This window comes from Kocuria sp. SM24M-10 (assembly GCF_001027955.1).
GTDB classification, from domain to species: domain Bacteria; phylum Actinomycetota; class Actinomycetes; order Actinomycetales; family Micrococcaceae; genus Kocuria; species Kocuria oceani.
Genome location: NZ_LDNX01000115.1, coordinates 1 through 12,644 on the forward strand (window position 1 = coordinate 1; position 12,644 = coordinate 12,644).

Here is a 12,644-nt window from a genome sequence, read left to right on the forward strand (position 1 = left end):
CTCCACCGGCTGGGACAACGGCAACGGCACCCGCTCCTACAAGCCCCTGGCCCCGATCAACCGCGACGCCATGGCCGCCTTCCTCTACCGCATGGCCGGCTCCCCCGCCTACACACCCCCGGCCAAGTCCCCCTTCACCGACGTGACCACGGGCCAGCAGTTCTACAAGGAAATGGCCTGGCTCAGCAGCCGGGGCATCTCCACCGGCTGGGACAACGGCAACGGCACCCGCTCCTACAAGCCCCTGGCCCCGATCAACCGCGACGCGATGGCTGCCTTCCTCTACCGCATGGCCGGCTCCCCGGCCTACACGCCCCCGGCCAAGTCCCCGTTCACCGATGTGTCGACCAAGCAGGACTTCTACAAGGAGATGTCCTGGCTCAGCAGCCAGGGGATCTCCACCGGGTGGGACAACGGCAACGGGACCCGCTCCTACAAGCCCCTGGCCCCGATCAACCGCGACGCCATGGCCGCCTTCCTCTACCGCCTCGACCCGTTGATCTAAGCGGCCCCTGACCGCAGACGCATTGCACCACACGACGCCGGTGGCCCTGGACATCGCAGTCCAGGGCCACCGGCGTCCAAGCAGTCAGGACTGACAGCCAGGACTGCCCTCGCACAACGAGTCCTGAAGCTCATCATCGACCCCGGGCAAATCCACTGACGAGACGTCTTGCATCCCTTGGCTTTCATGACGTGGCACCACATCGCTCGTCCACCAGTGACTGTAGGCAGCGGCGCTCTGCGGGACAGCTTCACCCCGGAATACTCCAGCTGCTCCACCACGGCCAACCTGAGGCGGCGCTGCCCGTCGGAGTCGCGGCAGCGCATGGGGTGGGCAGTGCTGCGCCAGGTCCGGATCTTCGGCCTCAGGGGTCACCCACGGCGACCCGGCCCGGCCGGAGCCCCCGAAACGCGTGATCCGTACCCCGCCCGATTTGAGGACTGGTCTCAGGTGCAGGTGGGTGCGACCCGGCTCCAGTACGAGGGCAGGGTGTCCCAGGGGTTGGGCGCGATGTCGTTGGTGACGTAGAAGTTTCCGGCGTTGCGATCCTTGGACAGCGCGCAGGCCCGGGCCCGGCGGTCGGCAGGGGTAGCGTATACGAGGTTGCCGATCTTCTCCGACGGCTGCTGGAGGACCCAGCTGCGCGGCGTCCACGACTGGTACGTGCGCCACGTGCCCTCGAAGACCACTACGACGTCGGCCACGGGGGTGCTCAGCTGCCAGTTCGAGGACGCGGCCGCACCCGGGTTCCCGATGACGAGCTCCGTTCCCCCTGTCTTGGACTTGATGTGCGCGTAGACCTGCCGGTAGTACTCGCGGAGGTCCTGACCATTCTGGGAATTCGTGGTGCTGTTGCTCATCTCGTCGATGAACACGCCATCCACCGCGTAGAAGCTGAAGTACCGGTCGATCTCGGCCTTGACGGTGGACAGCGAACGACTGCCATAGCTGGTGTGAACGTAGCCGATCACTTTCTGCCCCTTGGCCCGGCAGTCGGACACCGCACTCGTGTACCGGCTGTCCACCTGGGTCCCGGGCCCGCTGGCCGGGTTCATGATGGCGATCGAACCGCCACCGGTGGCGTTCATCCGCGAGCACATCATGGGCCACAGGCTGCTGGAGTTGCTGGGGTAGAAGTACGCCGGTACGAGCTGGTGCTGGTCATCGACGGCGGCCTGGGCCGGGATGCCCACCCCCAGTGGGGCCAGCAGCCCCACGAAGAGCAGTGCAAGAGCGCGCCGCCAGGCGTGGCGGGCGGATCGGGTGCTCATCGTGACCTCCCGAGGGTGCGGGCCAACAGTGCCGGCGGCACGCTCAGCCTCCACCGCGGGGAGGGCCGCATCACTGGACTTCGTCCAGGCGTGCCCGTATCACCGTTCACGGTACGCGCGGCGCCCCGGCACTGTGCCTGCCACCGGCTACGTTACGGACCCAGCAACGCCGCACGGCCCGCCCCGCGTGATACGGGGTGGACCATGGGGTGAGCATTTGCCTCCCAGACGGCCAGGACCGGGGCGGCCTAGACGTGGGCGTAGAGGACATACCCAGCCCTCCGTCGTTGACGACCGTGTGGGTGATCTTGCCCGGGGTGACGCCGGCCTCCTGGGTGTGGGCGTCGGTGTCCGGGTCTGAAGCAGGACGCTCGATGCCGATGGTGATCCCGCTGACCGCGTGGAAGGCACCGGCCTCAGGCTCGAAACGCACATCGCTGACCAGGACCGGTTCCTCGACCTTTGCAGCTACGGCGAGCATCAGACGGATTCAGAGATCGTCGCCTGTCATCTCGGTCGTCGACTCTGACACGGCCGTCTTCTTTCGGATCGAGCCGAATCCTTGCACACCGTTCTTACAGCTCCGCTCCCGGGACGCGGTGAGGACCTCGACCATCCCGACCACGGTGCGGGCATGTCTCACAACTAAACCGTCTCGCATCCCGTGGATTGCGAGAGGATCACCTCCGGCCCACACAGACTGTGTCCAAACTGCAGGGCCGGACACGTTACCGCAAGTGCCGCATGGTGGCCAGGCGCCCTCCCATCAGCACGAGAGCGGCGCAAGGCGGGCCCGTCCGTCAGCGAGTCGTCCTGGCCACGTGTGCGGCCCTCGGCGCAGGTCGCACTCCGGCCCGCGCAGCGCCTGGGCCGTGCGGCCCAGCGTCGGCGCACAGACGTCGCTGGGACCCGGTCGCGAGGGAGACCGTCGACGTGGCGACGTGGCACGCGCGACATCGATCGGTAGCGTGGATTGTATGCAGACGCACATCGATCACCAGGAGCAGGCGCGGGTCGCGGCCCTCCACGACCTCAAGATCTTGGACACACCACGGGAAGAGCGCTACGACCGTGTCGTCCGCATCGCGCGGGAGGTCTTCCAGGTGGCGGCCGCCGCGGTCAACCTGATCGACACCGAGCGCCAGTTCACCAAGGCCGAAGCCGGGTTGCCGGGACTCGTGCACACCCCGCGCACCGATTCCCTGTGCAACCACACCGTCGCCCGTGACGCGCCGCTGATCGTGCCGGACGCGACCACCGAGGAGCTGTTCCGCGGCAATCCGTTCGTGACCACCGATCCGCCGGTGCGCTTCTACGCCGGTCAGCCGCTGCACGCCCCCGGTGGGGAGGCGGTGGGCTCGCTGTGCCTGGTCGACCATCACCCCCGGCAGCTCAGTGACCGGGAGCAGCGCGTGCTGGCCGAGCTGGCCGAGTGGGTGGAGCGCGAGCTCGCCGCCCAGGGAGAGCTCGACCGCGCCGAGCAGATCCAGCAGATGCTCATGCCCAAGACCGATCCGGCGCTGCCGGGGTGGGAGATCGCCGGGCGGTGCACCGCCGCGCAGTCGATCGGCGGGGACTTCTACGACTGGTTCCGCAACGGGGACCTGCTGCAGCTGACGCTGGCCGACGTGATGGGCAAGGGCATCCCGGCGGCGCTGCTCTCCGCCTCGGTGCGCGCGGTGCTGCGCGGGACCTTCCAGTACAACGAGCCGGCCCAGGCGATCGCCCGTGCCACCGGGGCCCTGGACCCGCTGCTGGAGGAGGCCGGAGCCTTCGTCACCGTGTTCACCGCCCGCTTGTCCTCCACGACCGGGGTGCTCGAGTACGTGGACGCCGGTCACGGCCTGGCCCTCGTGCTGGGGCCTGATGGTGCCCACAGGCGCTTGGAGACCTCAGGGCCTCCACTGGGCGCAGTGCCCGGGACGCTGTGGCGGATCCACACCACGGTGCTGGAGGCCGGCGAGACCCTGTTGGTGGTCTCCGACGGGTTCCTCGACTACTTCGCCGACATCGACGAGGCGATCGCGAGCGCCGCGGCGGCCAACGCCACGGCGGCCACGGCCGCCGAGCTGGTCGAGCGGTGCACCGGCTACGCCAGGTCCGCCGGTCTCGACGACGACTCCACGGTGCTCGCCCTGCGGCGTACGGTCTGAGCCCGGGTCAGAACCAGCACGGGGAGAGCGATCGCCGCGGGCTCGATGCGGGCGCTCTTCCGGACGGCCGCAGCGTGCGGCTCCTCGGTCTCGTCCTTGGGCTTGCCGGCCCGGACGCGGGAGGCGATGCGTCCCGTGAACCGGCTCAGCCGGCGGTCCTGCGGAGGGCCGACCGTCGCAGCGGCGACGGGAGGGCTCAGAGCGCCGACTGTCCTCCGTGTTCGCTACGCACGTCTCGCACCGCGACGGCGCCGGTGCCGTGCCCGCCGCTCAGTACGAAGCAGCGGGGTGCCGGTTAGAGTCGGAGCACCCCCGTCGTCACCTCAGGAGCCTCGCACCGCATGACCCGCTGGACCACCGCCGCCAACACCCTCGACCTCGGATCGGGCACCACCCTGGTCACCGGCCCGGGGTCGAACTGGCTGATCCTGCGCGACGGGACCTCCTACACGCTGATCGACTGCGGCTACCCCGGCGACCGGGACCTCGTGGAGGCCTCCATCGACGCCGCCGGCGCCACCGGTCTGCCCGAGGCCGTGGTCGTCACCCACGCCCACGGGGACCACATCGGCACCCTGGACCGCTACATCGCCGCCGGCATCCCGGTGCACTGCGCGGCCGCCGAGGTCCCTAACCTCACCGGTACGGCCCGCGAGCAGATCGGCCCGAGGGAGTCCCTGCCCCGGGCGGTCACCTCCCTCGGCTGGGCGACGTGGTGCCTCCACGCCCTGCGTGCCGGCGGCCTGAAGGATGTCACCGTCGAGGGCACCGCGCTGACCCCGTTCAACGAGGCCACCGAGGTGCTGGACCTGCCCGGTTCCCCGCGGCCGGTGGCCACCTCGGGCCACACCTCCGGGCACACCGCCTACCTGGTCGGGGACACCGGGATCCTGGCCGCCGGGGACGCCGTGGTCACCGGGCACCGGACGACCACGGCGAGCGGGGTGCCGCACCTGTTGCCGGAGCCCTTCCACCACGACCTCGACGACGCCGGGACGGCGGCCCGCGCGCTGCTGTCGGGGGTGGACTTCGACGTCCTGGCCCCGGGCCACGGCCCGCACGTCCGCGTGCCCACCGGCCGGCGCCTCACGATCGACCGGAATGTCCGCGCCCGCACCGGTGGGCGGCGGGGCGCGGCAGACGATCCTCGCCGCTGACCCCGCCGGGATCGATCCTCCCCAGGGGGTCCTGACACCCCCGGGGTGACACGGCTCGGCGATCTGTTGAGTGCCGGCACCGCCGGTCCTAGCCTGGAAGCCGCAGATCCGCTCCGCCGCGACCCAGGAGGAGAGCCGGCCATGCTGGAGACCACGGTGCAGTCCGGCACCAACATCGTCACGATCACCGCCGACGGCGGGGTCACCGCCGAGGACATGCAGCGCATGCGTGCGGTCCTCGACGAGGTCGTCCGCGAGCACGACAGCGTGCGGATGGTCGCCGTCCGGGGCGACATCGACTTCGCCGACATCTCCCCGAGGGCGCTGTGGCTGGACCTGAAGTCCGCCGGCTACCTCAAGAAGCTCGAGCGCCTGGCGGTGGTCACCGACGTCGACTGGGAGGCGAAGCTCTCCGAGTGGACCACCGACCTCCTCCACGTCCCCACGCGCCGGTTCCGTCTCGACGAGCGCACCGCGGCACTGGCCTGGATCAGCCAGCCCTGACCCACGCCGCTCCGTCACGACTCCACGATCCCGATCGTCGACCCGTCCGGGCGGCAGGAAGTGCGGCCGGGACGTGCTGCACCCCGCATCGGGCTCCACCTGCCGCGCTGGACCACTCCATCGGTCCGGAGCCTGGCCCAGTGCACGTCTCGGGGCCCTGGTCCGCGTCCGGGCGCGGAGCACACCTGGCCGCGGCTGCTGCGGTCCGCGTCGGCTCGTCGGCCTGCCGCGAGGGGGGACGAGACCCCCACGAGGGCACACTCGGCGTCCCACCACGGGGAGCACGCAGGCGTTCCGGTGCCCACGACCGCTCGAACCCTCACCCGCGCTCCCGGGCCGCCCGCAGGACTCGATGCCCCCTACAGGTCAGCTGCCGGTGCCGCTACGATCGCCCCATGTCCTCCCCCGGCATCGACGTCCGCCCCGCCACCGCCGACGACTACCCCGCCGCCGCCGAGCTCTACCGGCGGGTCGTCCGGGGCCGGGAGCTGTCCCGCGCGCGGTTCACGGCGTGGCGGGACACCACCACGGTCGCGGTCGCGCACGGGGACGTCGTCGGGCTGTGCCACGGCAACCACGCCTCGGCGACCTGGCAGAGCTTCGTCGTGGAGCCGGAGCCGGCGCTGGAGTGGCGGTGCAGCTACCTCGACACCCTCGTCGTGGCCCGTTCGCACCGCGGCCACGGCGTCGGGACGGCGCTGCTCGAGCAGTTCCTGGACGCCGCACGTGCGGCCGGCAGCACCTGGGTGGTGCTGCGGCCGGTGCCCGCCGATCCGCGGGAGGGCTTCGACGAGCTGCTGGCCTTCTACGGGGCGGCCGGCTTCGTGCCGCTGCGGCACCGGCTGACCCACGGGCTGACGAACGCCCTGGTGCTCGGCCGCGCCGTGGTCCCCCGCCCCGACCACGTCATCCGGCCGCTGGAGGTCGGCGCCACGGTCCCCGGCGGCCGCTGATCGTGGTGCCTCTGCGGCGGCGCCGCAGTAGATTCGGAGGATGAGCATCGTCGTTCCCGCCGCCGCCGACCTCGTCGAGCCCGGCTCACCGGCCGGCATCGTGCTGTTCGTCCTGGTGAGCCTGGGCCTGATCGGCCTGGTCGTCACGATCCTCCTGCGCACCCGTCGTCAACAGCGTGACGTCCCGCCCCGTTCCCGCGGGGAGGACCGCGAGCCGGGCGCCGACGGCGACTGAGCCCCACCCGGAACGGAGTCGCCGTGCCCGACGACAGCATCGCCGCTCTCGAGGCGCTCGTCCTCGCCCTGCCGCTGCTGGTCCTGCCGGTGCTGATCATCGCCCAGCTCGTCGTCGAGGCCCCGGTGCTGCGCCGGGCACCGGTCACGACCCGGCGCCGCACCGCGGCGACCGTGCTCGCCGTCCTGTCGCTGCTCGCCGCGGCCCCGCTGCTGCTCATGGCGTGGTTCCTCGGACTGTTCGGGTTCCTGCTGCTCGGGGGCCTGGCGATCCCGGCGGTCCTCACCCTGGTCCGCCTGAGCCGGCTGCCACCGCCGCCGGTGCCGGGGACTCCCCGGGGAGTCTGACCCGCCATGGACCTTCCCGGGGTGCCCGCCGGGCGGCACATCGTGCGCGGCGCGGCGTTCGGCGCCGCCGCCGGAGCGGTGCTGGCGCCGGAGCGGTGCTGGCGCTGTTCACCCGGAACGGGCACTCCATCGACCTCGGCGTCCTCGTCGGGGTCGCGCTGGAGCTGCTCCGGGCCCGGGTGCGTGGTGACCTCACGGCGCCGGCGGCGGATGATGGACCCATGACCGGCACCCCGCGCAGCCGACGCCTGGATCCGCTGCAGGCGGGCTCGCTCTGCGGGCTGGCCGTCGGGGTGGTCGTCGCCGCGCTCACCCGTCAGCTGTTCTGGATCGCGGCCTGCACGGGTTGCGGCGCCGGCGCGGGCTGGCTGCTCGGGAGGGCGCGCAGCCGCCTGCACGAGGACGGGACCAGCACGCGGGACGCTCGACCTCGGGCCGGCACCGCCCCGCAGGAGGACGAGGCGGACGAGCAGGACCGTGTGGCGGGGCCTCCGCCGCCCGCCCTGCGCCGGACCGCCCCGCCGCCGCCGGAGCCCCGTCCCACCTGCGACCCCCCGCCCGAGGTGAGGGCCCGGGCACGCGACGAGGACCTGCTCAACGGGGTCCTCGTCCTGGTGCTGGACAACCGCCGCCACGCCCGCCCGGTCCGCCCGGGTCGGGAACCGGTCGACATCCGCACCGCCCTCGGTGATCTCCACGACGAGGCGGCGATCGAGGACGCGCTCCTGCGCACCGAGGAGCTGCTCGCCCACGCGGTGGACCTGGGCTACGGCGCCCGGGACGCCCGCGACGACCGGGCGGAGCTGCAGCGGGCCCACCCCGGGTTCAGCCCCGAGCACCTGGCCCAGGCGCTGAGCTGGGGCCACCGCAGCGCGCGCTGAGCCCAGCCCCCGAGGAGTCCGGGTGGGTCGGCGCGGCACGCTCGACCGCGCCGCGGCTCCGTGTCAGACGAGATCGATGACGTCGGCGATCGACTCCAGCACCCGCCCCGGGCGGTACGGATACTTAGTGACGTCCGCCGCCCGGGTGGAGCCGCTGAGCACCAGGATGGTCTCGAGTCCGGCTTCGATGCCCGCGACGACGTCGGTGTCCATCCGGTCACCGATCATCACCGTGGTCTCGGAGTGGGCCTCGATCCGGTTCATCGCGCTGCGGAACATCATCGGATTGGGCTTGCCCACGAAGTACGGAACGGCCCCGGTGGCCCGGGTGATCAGGGCCGCGACCGCCCCGGTCGCCGGCAGCGGGCCCTCCGCCGAGGGACCCGTGGAGTCCGGGTTGGTCGCGATGAAGCGTGAGCCCGACTCGATCAGCCGGATCGCCTTGGTGATGGCCTCGAACGAGTACGTCCGGGTCTCCCCCAGGACCACGTAGTCGGGGCTGACATCGGTGAGGGTGTAGCCCACCTCGTACAGCGCGGTGGTCAGGCCCGCCTCACCGACCACGTACGCCGCCCCACCCGGGACCTGGTCGGCGAGGAACCCCGCGGTGGCCAGCGCCGAGGTCCAGATCGACTCCTCGGGAACGGTCAGGCCGCTCTTCGCCAGCCGGGCCGCGAGGTCGCGGGGGGTGTAGATGGAGTTGTTGGTGAGCACCAGGAAGCGGCGCTCCCGGTCGACGAGTCTCTGCAGGAAGTCCGCAGCGCCGGGAAGGGCCTGGTCCTCGTGGACCAGCACCCCGTCCATGTCCGTCAACCAGCACTCCGGGTGGGACCGGTCCATCACCACACCTCGTCTCCAGGATCTCGTGGGCAACCTTCCACGATGCTACTGCCAGGACGGGCGCCGGCGGCGGTCCGGGGCTCCTGCCGGCCCGTCGGCGGCATCGTGCGTCCCGCGCGGGCCACCGGCTCCCCGACTTCCGCGCAGCGGGTGTCCCCTCGCTTCCCTGTGTGCATCCGGCCGCCAGGTACCACAGGATCGAACGGTGCTGATCTCCGGTGCGCGGCCGGGACGGGTGCCGCTGTCCCGGGTGGGCCGGACGGCCGCTGGAGCCGGCCGGCTCCCGTCGTCCCGGCGCACGTGGCAGGCACGGGGCGGGGGCGTCACATCGGGCGCGCGTTCGCGTTGGTGACCGACCGGTAGGAAGATGAGAACGTCTCGATCCCCCGCGCCGGCCACGACCGATCCCCGTGGCACCCGACGCCCTCCCCCCCTGGAGCGACATGACCTACACCCTCCCCTCCCGCTCACGCGCCCGCACCGCCGCGGCCTGGACCTCGGCGGCCATGGCCCTGGCCCTGCTCACCGGGTGCTCCAGTTCCGTGGCCGACCCCGGCGCAGACTCCGCCGCCACCGGGAGCACGACCACCACGCCCACGACCCCCAGCGCTCCCGCCGGGACCGCCTCCGCTCCGACCGAGCCGACGGCGGCCACCGCATCGGCGGCTGCCTCCTCCGAGGCGCTGACCGCGCTGAACGGACTGACGGTCGCGGCCCGCGGCACCATGTCCGACTACGACCGCGAGGGACTGTTCGGCGGGTGGATCGACGCGGACGGCGACTGCGAGGACACCCGCCAGGAGATCCTCAACCGCGACCTCGACGACGTCGTCTCCGCCGACGGGTGCACCGTCGACTCCGGGGTCCTGGCCCCGGACCCCTACACCGCCACCACCATCGACTTCGTGCGCGGCCCGGCCACCTCCTCCGACGTGCAGATCGACCACGTGGTCTCACTCGGCAACGCCTGGGTCACCGGGGCCCGGAACCTGTCGCCGGACGAGCGGGTGGAGCTGGCCAACGACCCGCTGAACCTGCTGGCGGTGGACGGGCCGACCAACCAGGCGAAGTCCGACAAGGCCGCCGATGCGTGGCTGCCGCCGAACGTGGACTTCCGGTGCGAGTTCGTCGCCATCCAGATCGCGGTGAAGGCCAAGTACGACCTGTGGGTCACCGCCCCGGAAAAGACCGCGATGACCGAGGTGCTCGCCGACTGCGCGGGCGAGGAGCTCCCCACCGGCGCGGTCCTCGCCGACATCGCCGCCACGGCCCCGGTGGAGGAAGCCCCCGAGCCGGCACCGGTGCAGGAGGCCCCGGTGCAGCAGGTTCCGGAGCCCGAGCCCGTTCCCGCAGCGCCCGAGCCGGTCGCCCCGGAGCCGGAGCCGGCGCCGGTCGCCCCCGCCCCGGACCCCGAGCCGGCAGCTCCTGCCGCCCCGGCCGCGTTCGCCAACTGCACGGAGGCCAGGGCCGCCGGTGCGGCCCCGCTTCATGTCGGCTCCCCGGGCTACGCCCCCAAGCTGGACCGCGACGGCGACGGGGTCGCCTGCGAGTAGCAGGCGACCCCTCACGCGGAAGCTCCCGCTCTCCGAGCCTCGACAGGTACAGGAGTGCGGGGGCATCCCCGTCGGATCCTGATCCGATCCGCCGTGCTCCGTAGGGCGAAACAGCCGCTCCAGCCCGTCGACACGACGCCGGTTGTCCCCGATCCGTTGGTGCCTCGTTGGGCACGGCCTGGGCGCGGTTGCCGGAGGCGCGGCCCAGCAGCGGCGCCTCGTGCACCATCCCGGAGGCGCGCAGGGCGCGGTTGCAGTCCTGGGCGTCGCGGTCGTAGGGTTCCTCCACCACGACCGGGCGCCCCACCCGCTCGCGGATGATCCCGAGACGTTGTCGGTGCCGTGGGTGCCGCCGTCGGACTCGTTGTAGAAGTCCACCGCGGCCCCGGTGCTCATCTTGTCGACGACGTCCTCTTCGATGACCGGCCCGGACCCGAGTCGTGCTCGACGCGTATCTACGCTCCGTCGCCGTCGGGCCCACGGGAGTCCCAGGCAGCGATACCCTCGATTACCGCGTCGATGGTCACCTGGTGGCGCTCGCCCCACGCCGCGCGGCCGTCCTCGTCCTCCGGGTCGTCCGGAGCCCATGCGGAGTAGCGGAAGCCCTGGCAGCCGGTGGCGGTGATGGTCCCGTCGTCCGAATTGCGGCAGACGGAGGCGGAGTCCATCACCGTGGCAACGACGACGTCCGGGAACCCCAGGTCCGGGGTGCCGAACTGGATCTCGAGCCGGGCGAGCTTGTCGCCGGCGGCGCTCAGGATGACCACCGAGACCTCGCCGCGAGCCTTGGTCGCGAACCTTCCGTCGCCGGCGCGGGGGTGGTCGTGCTCGGTGAGCGCTGTGGCCATGCCTTCCATGTGTGCGGGTGACACACGGAGCGACCCCGGTACGAGAGGAATGTTCGGATGGCAGAGCAGGGGCGACCGGAGGAGGACGTGACCGGGGCGAGACCTCGATGCCTTCTGGCCACTTCGTCTGGTCGTCACAGCGCACCACGGTTTCCGCCGTCCAGGCGATCTGGGTGTTGCGCGAGTCCACCCCATCGAAGCGGTTGCCGTCGATCGTGGCATCGCGGAGATCCGCGGTGGTCGGAACCGACTTGGTGAAGTCGACCCGAGACGCACCGCTCCGCTCAGGTCTGCTCCCTGCAGATGAGCGCCATCCAGGTCTGCATTCGTCAAGGTGGCTGCACGCAACGTGGCGTGCTCCATCCTTGCGCCCTCAAGCTGTGCCCATGTGAGATCTGCTCTTCCAAGAATCGTGCGACCCATCGGTGCCTGCGGGAAGTCGGTGTACTCGAGGGGTACTCCCCATAGATCGGGCCCAGTCAGATCGGTGCCGCACAAGGTGGCGTTCGTCGGATCGAGCCCCGATGGGTTCGTGCCATCGAGGTCCGTGCACGCGGACCTGCCGCCTCTCGTGTCCCCGTTCAGTGCTTGTCCGCCCACGCAGCGTGCATCGTCCCTGCGGTCCGCCCGCTCCTCTCGGCGGTCGTCGAGCTCGGCCAGCCAACGGACCGTGAACGCGGCCACGAGCGCCGCGGAAAGCATGCCCGAGGTGAGCCCCACCGCCGGCTGCTGCGCCATGGCGATCAGCATCGCCTGCCGGCTCTCTCGTCGTGCCCCTCGGCGAGAACCTCCGCTCGCCGTGGCGCCAATGGTTCTCCACTCATCCCGCAGTCGCCCAGGGCGGTGCGCCAGGGGCTGTCCTCACCGACGACGACGCAGCGCTCGACTCCGGGCTCGGTGCGGCCGATCAGCGTCTTGTTGCGCCGCATCAAGACGGTCCGCAGAGTGCAGGCACCCCGCCGATCGTTCCGGGCGTCGGCTGTCAGAGGAACGGCAGGTGGTCGTCCTCGGCTGAGGTCGTGCTCTGCCCCCGCGCCGGGAGGTACCCCTCACCGTCGTTGTAGGCGAAGTCCGGTTTGTACGGGTGGGCTTCGCTGCGCAGGAACAGCGCTTGGCTGGAGGTGAGGGCGCTCACGCCCTCCGTGGCCTGGAGACTCCCCGCGGTCCGTCGAGGATGTCGTGCAAGGTGATCGCCGGACAGTCTGCCGGACGTGGCCGGGCGCCGTGGCCGGCCGGGGCGGAAGAACCCCAGAACACCGGGGCGCGGACGCCGGCGTCGGCCGCGGGACCGGTTGTGGCCAGGGCTGCCAGGCCCTCCGAGGCCCCGGCGCCCAGCAGGGTCCGCCCGGTCAGTCCGTGTCCGGGGTCTGCGATGTTCATGGTCGTGCGCTTCCCCC

At 71.8% G+C, this 12,644-nt stretch carries 14 protein-coding genes and 1 pseudogene; 9 read left to right on the plus strand and 6 right to left on the minus strand.

Annotated features, from left to right (window positions below):
• A partial coding sequence (locus ABL57_RS12880) for an S-layer homology domain-containing protein (RefSeq protein ID WP_203225629.1) occupies positions 1 to 505 on the plus strand: 505 nt, incomplete at its 5' end.
• 446 nt (positions 506 to 951) lie between these two features.
• Here ABL57_RS12880 and ABL57_RS12885 read toward each other — a convergent pair.
• The gene (locus ABL57_RS12885; protein WP_053004958.1) at positions 952 to 1,776 is read right to left on the minus strand and encodes a spherulation-specific family 4 protein; all 825 of its coding nucleotides are present in this window, start codon (positions 1,774 to 1,776) and stop codon (positions 952 to 954) included.
• A gap of 977 nt (positions 1,777 to 2,753) precedes the next feature.
• On the opposite strand from ABL57_RS12885, the gene ABL57_RS22370 reads away from it, so the two are divergent.
• The 7 genes from ABL57_RS22370 (at position 2,754) to ABL57_RS22380 (ending at position 8,006) form a co-directional block, all read left to right on the plus strand.
• Positions 2,754 to 3,929, plus strand: a complete 1,176-nt coding sequence (locus ABL57_RS22370) for a PP2C family protein-serine/threonine phosphatase (protein WP_047803881.1) — start codon at positions 2,754 to 2,756, stop codon at positions 3,927 to 3,929.
• 341 nt (positions 3,930 to 4,270) lie between these two features.
• Positions 4,271 to 5,086: an MBL fold metallo-hydrolase gene (locus ABL57_RS12895; RefSeq protein ID WP_053004959.1), complete on the plus strand. Its 816-nt coding sequence runs from the start codon at positions 4,271 to 4,273 to the stop codon at positions 5,084 to 5,086.
• Between the two features lie 141 nt (positions 5,087 to 5,227).
• Positions 5,228 to 5,590, plus strand: coding sequence for an STAS/SEC14 domain-containing protein (locus ABL57_RS12900; RefSeq protein WP_047803882.1), 363 nt, complete (start codon positions 5,228 to 5,230; stop codon positions 5,588 to 5,590).
• A gap of 395 nt (positions 5,591 to 5,985) precedes the next feature.
• Entirely contained in the window at positions 5,986 to 6,543 is a 558-nt protein-coding gene (locus tag ABL57_RS20795) for a GNAT family N-acetyltransferase (protein WP_053004960.1), read from the plus strand.
• Between the two features lie 40 nt (positions 6,544 to 6,583).
• A complete protein-coding gene (locus ABL57_RS12910; protein ID WP_047803883.1) occupies positions 6,584 to 6,778 on the plus strand; it encodes a hypothetical protein in 195 nt (64 codons plus the stop codon).
• 23 nt (positions 6,779 to 6,801) lie between these two features.
• Positions 6,802 to 7,125 (plus strand): hypothetical protein, encoded by a 324-nt coding sequence (locus ABL57_RS22375; protein ID WP_047803884.1) that lies wholly within the window; start codon positions 6,802 to 6,804, stop codon positions 7,123 to 7,125.
• 95 nt (positions 7,126 to 7,220) lie between these two features.
• On the plus strand, positions 7,221 to 8,006 hold the full coding sequence (locus ABL57_RS22380) for a hypothetical protein (protein ID WP_047803885.1): 786 nt from the start codon (positions 7,221 to 7,223) through the stop codon (positions 8,004 to 8,006).
• A 63-nt stretch (positions 8,007 to 8,069) separates the two neighbouring features.
• Here ABL57_RS22380 and ABL57_RS12925 read toward each other — a convergent pair whose 3' ends face one another.
• Positions 8,070 to 8,846 (minus strand): HAD-IIA family hydrolase, encoded by a 777-nt coding sequence (locus ABL57_RS12925; RefSeq protein WP_047803891.1) that lies wholly within the window; start codon positions 8,844 to 8,846, stop codon positions 8,070 to 8,072.
• Between the two features lie 443 nt (positions 8,847 to 9,289).
• Here ABL57_RS12925 and ABL57_RS12930 point away from each other — a divergent pair, with 443 nt between their 5' ends.
• Positions 9,290 to 10,399, plus strand: coding sequence for an excalibur calcium-binding domain-containing protein (locus tag ABL57_RS12930; protein ID WP_053004961.1), 1,110 nt, complete (start codon positions 9,290 to 9,292; stop codon positions 10,397 to 10,399).
• Positions 10,400 to 10,854: 455 nt separating this feature from the next.
• On the opposite strand, the gene ABL57_RS23095 is transcribed toward ABL57_RS12930, so the two are convergent.
• The 4 genes and pseudogenes from ABL57_RS23095 to ABL57_RS22710 all read right to left on the minus strand — a co-directional run.
• Entirely contained in the window at positions 10,855 to 11,247 is a 393-nt protein-coding gene (locus ABL57_RS23095) for a hypothetical protein (RefSeq protein ID WP_053004962.1), read from the minus strand.
• 291 nt (positions 11,248 to 11,538) lie between these two features.
• Positions 11,539 to 11,997 (minus strand): annotated as a pseudogene (locus ABL57_RS23570) (pentapeptide repeat-containing protein); the annotation flags it as partial.
• 232 nt (positions 11,998 to 12,229) lie between these two features.
• Positions 12,230 to 12,382: a hypothetical protein gene (locus tag ABL57_RS22385; RefSeq protein WP_160310798.1), complete on the minus strand. Its 153-nt coding sequence runs from the start codon at positions 12,380 to 12,382 to the stop codon at positions 12,230 to 12,232.
• A partial coding sequence (locus tag ABL57_RS22710) for a hypothetical protein (RefSeq protein ID WP_203225630.1) occupies positions 12,379 to 12,644 on the minus strand: 266 nt, incomplete at its 5' end. The genes ABL57_RS22710 and ABL57_RS22385, both read right to left, overlap by 4 nt.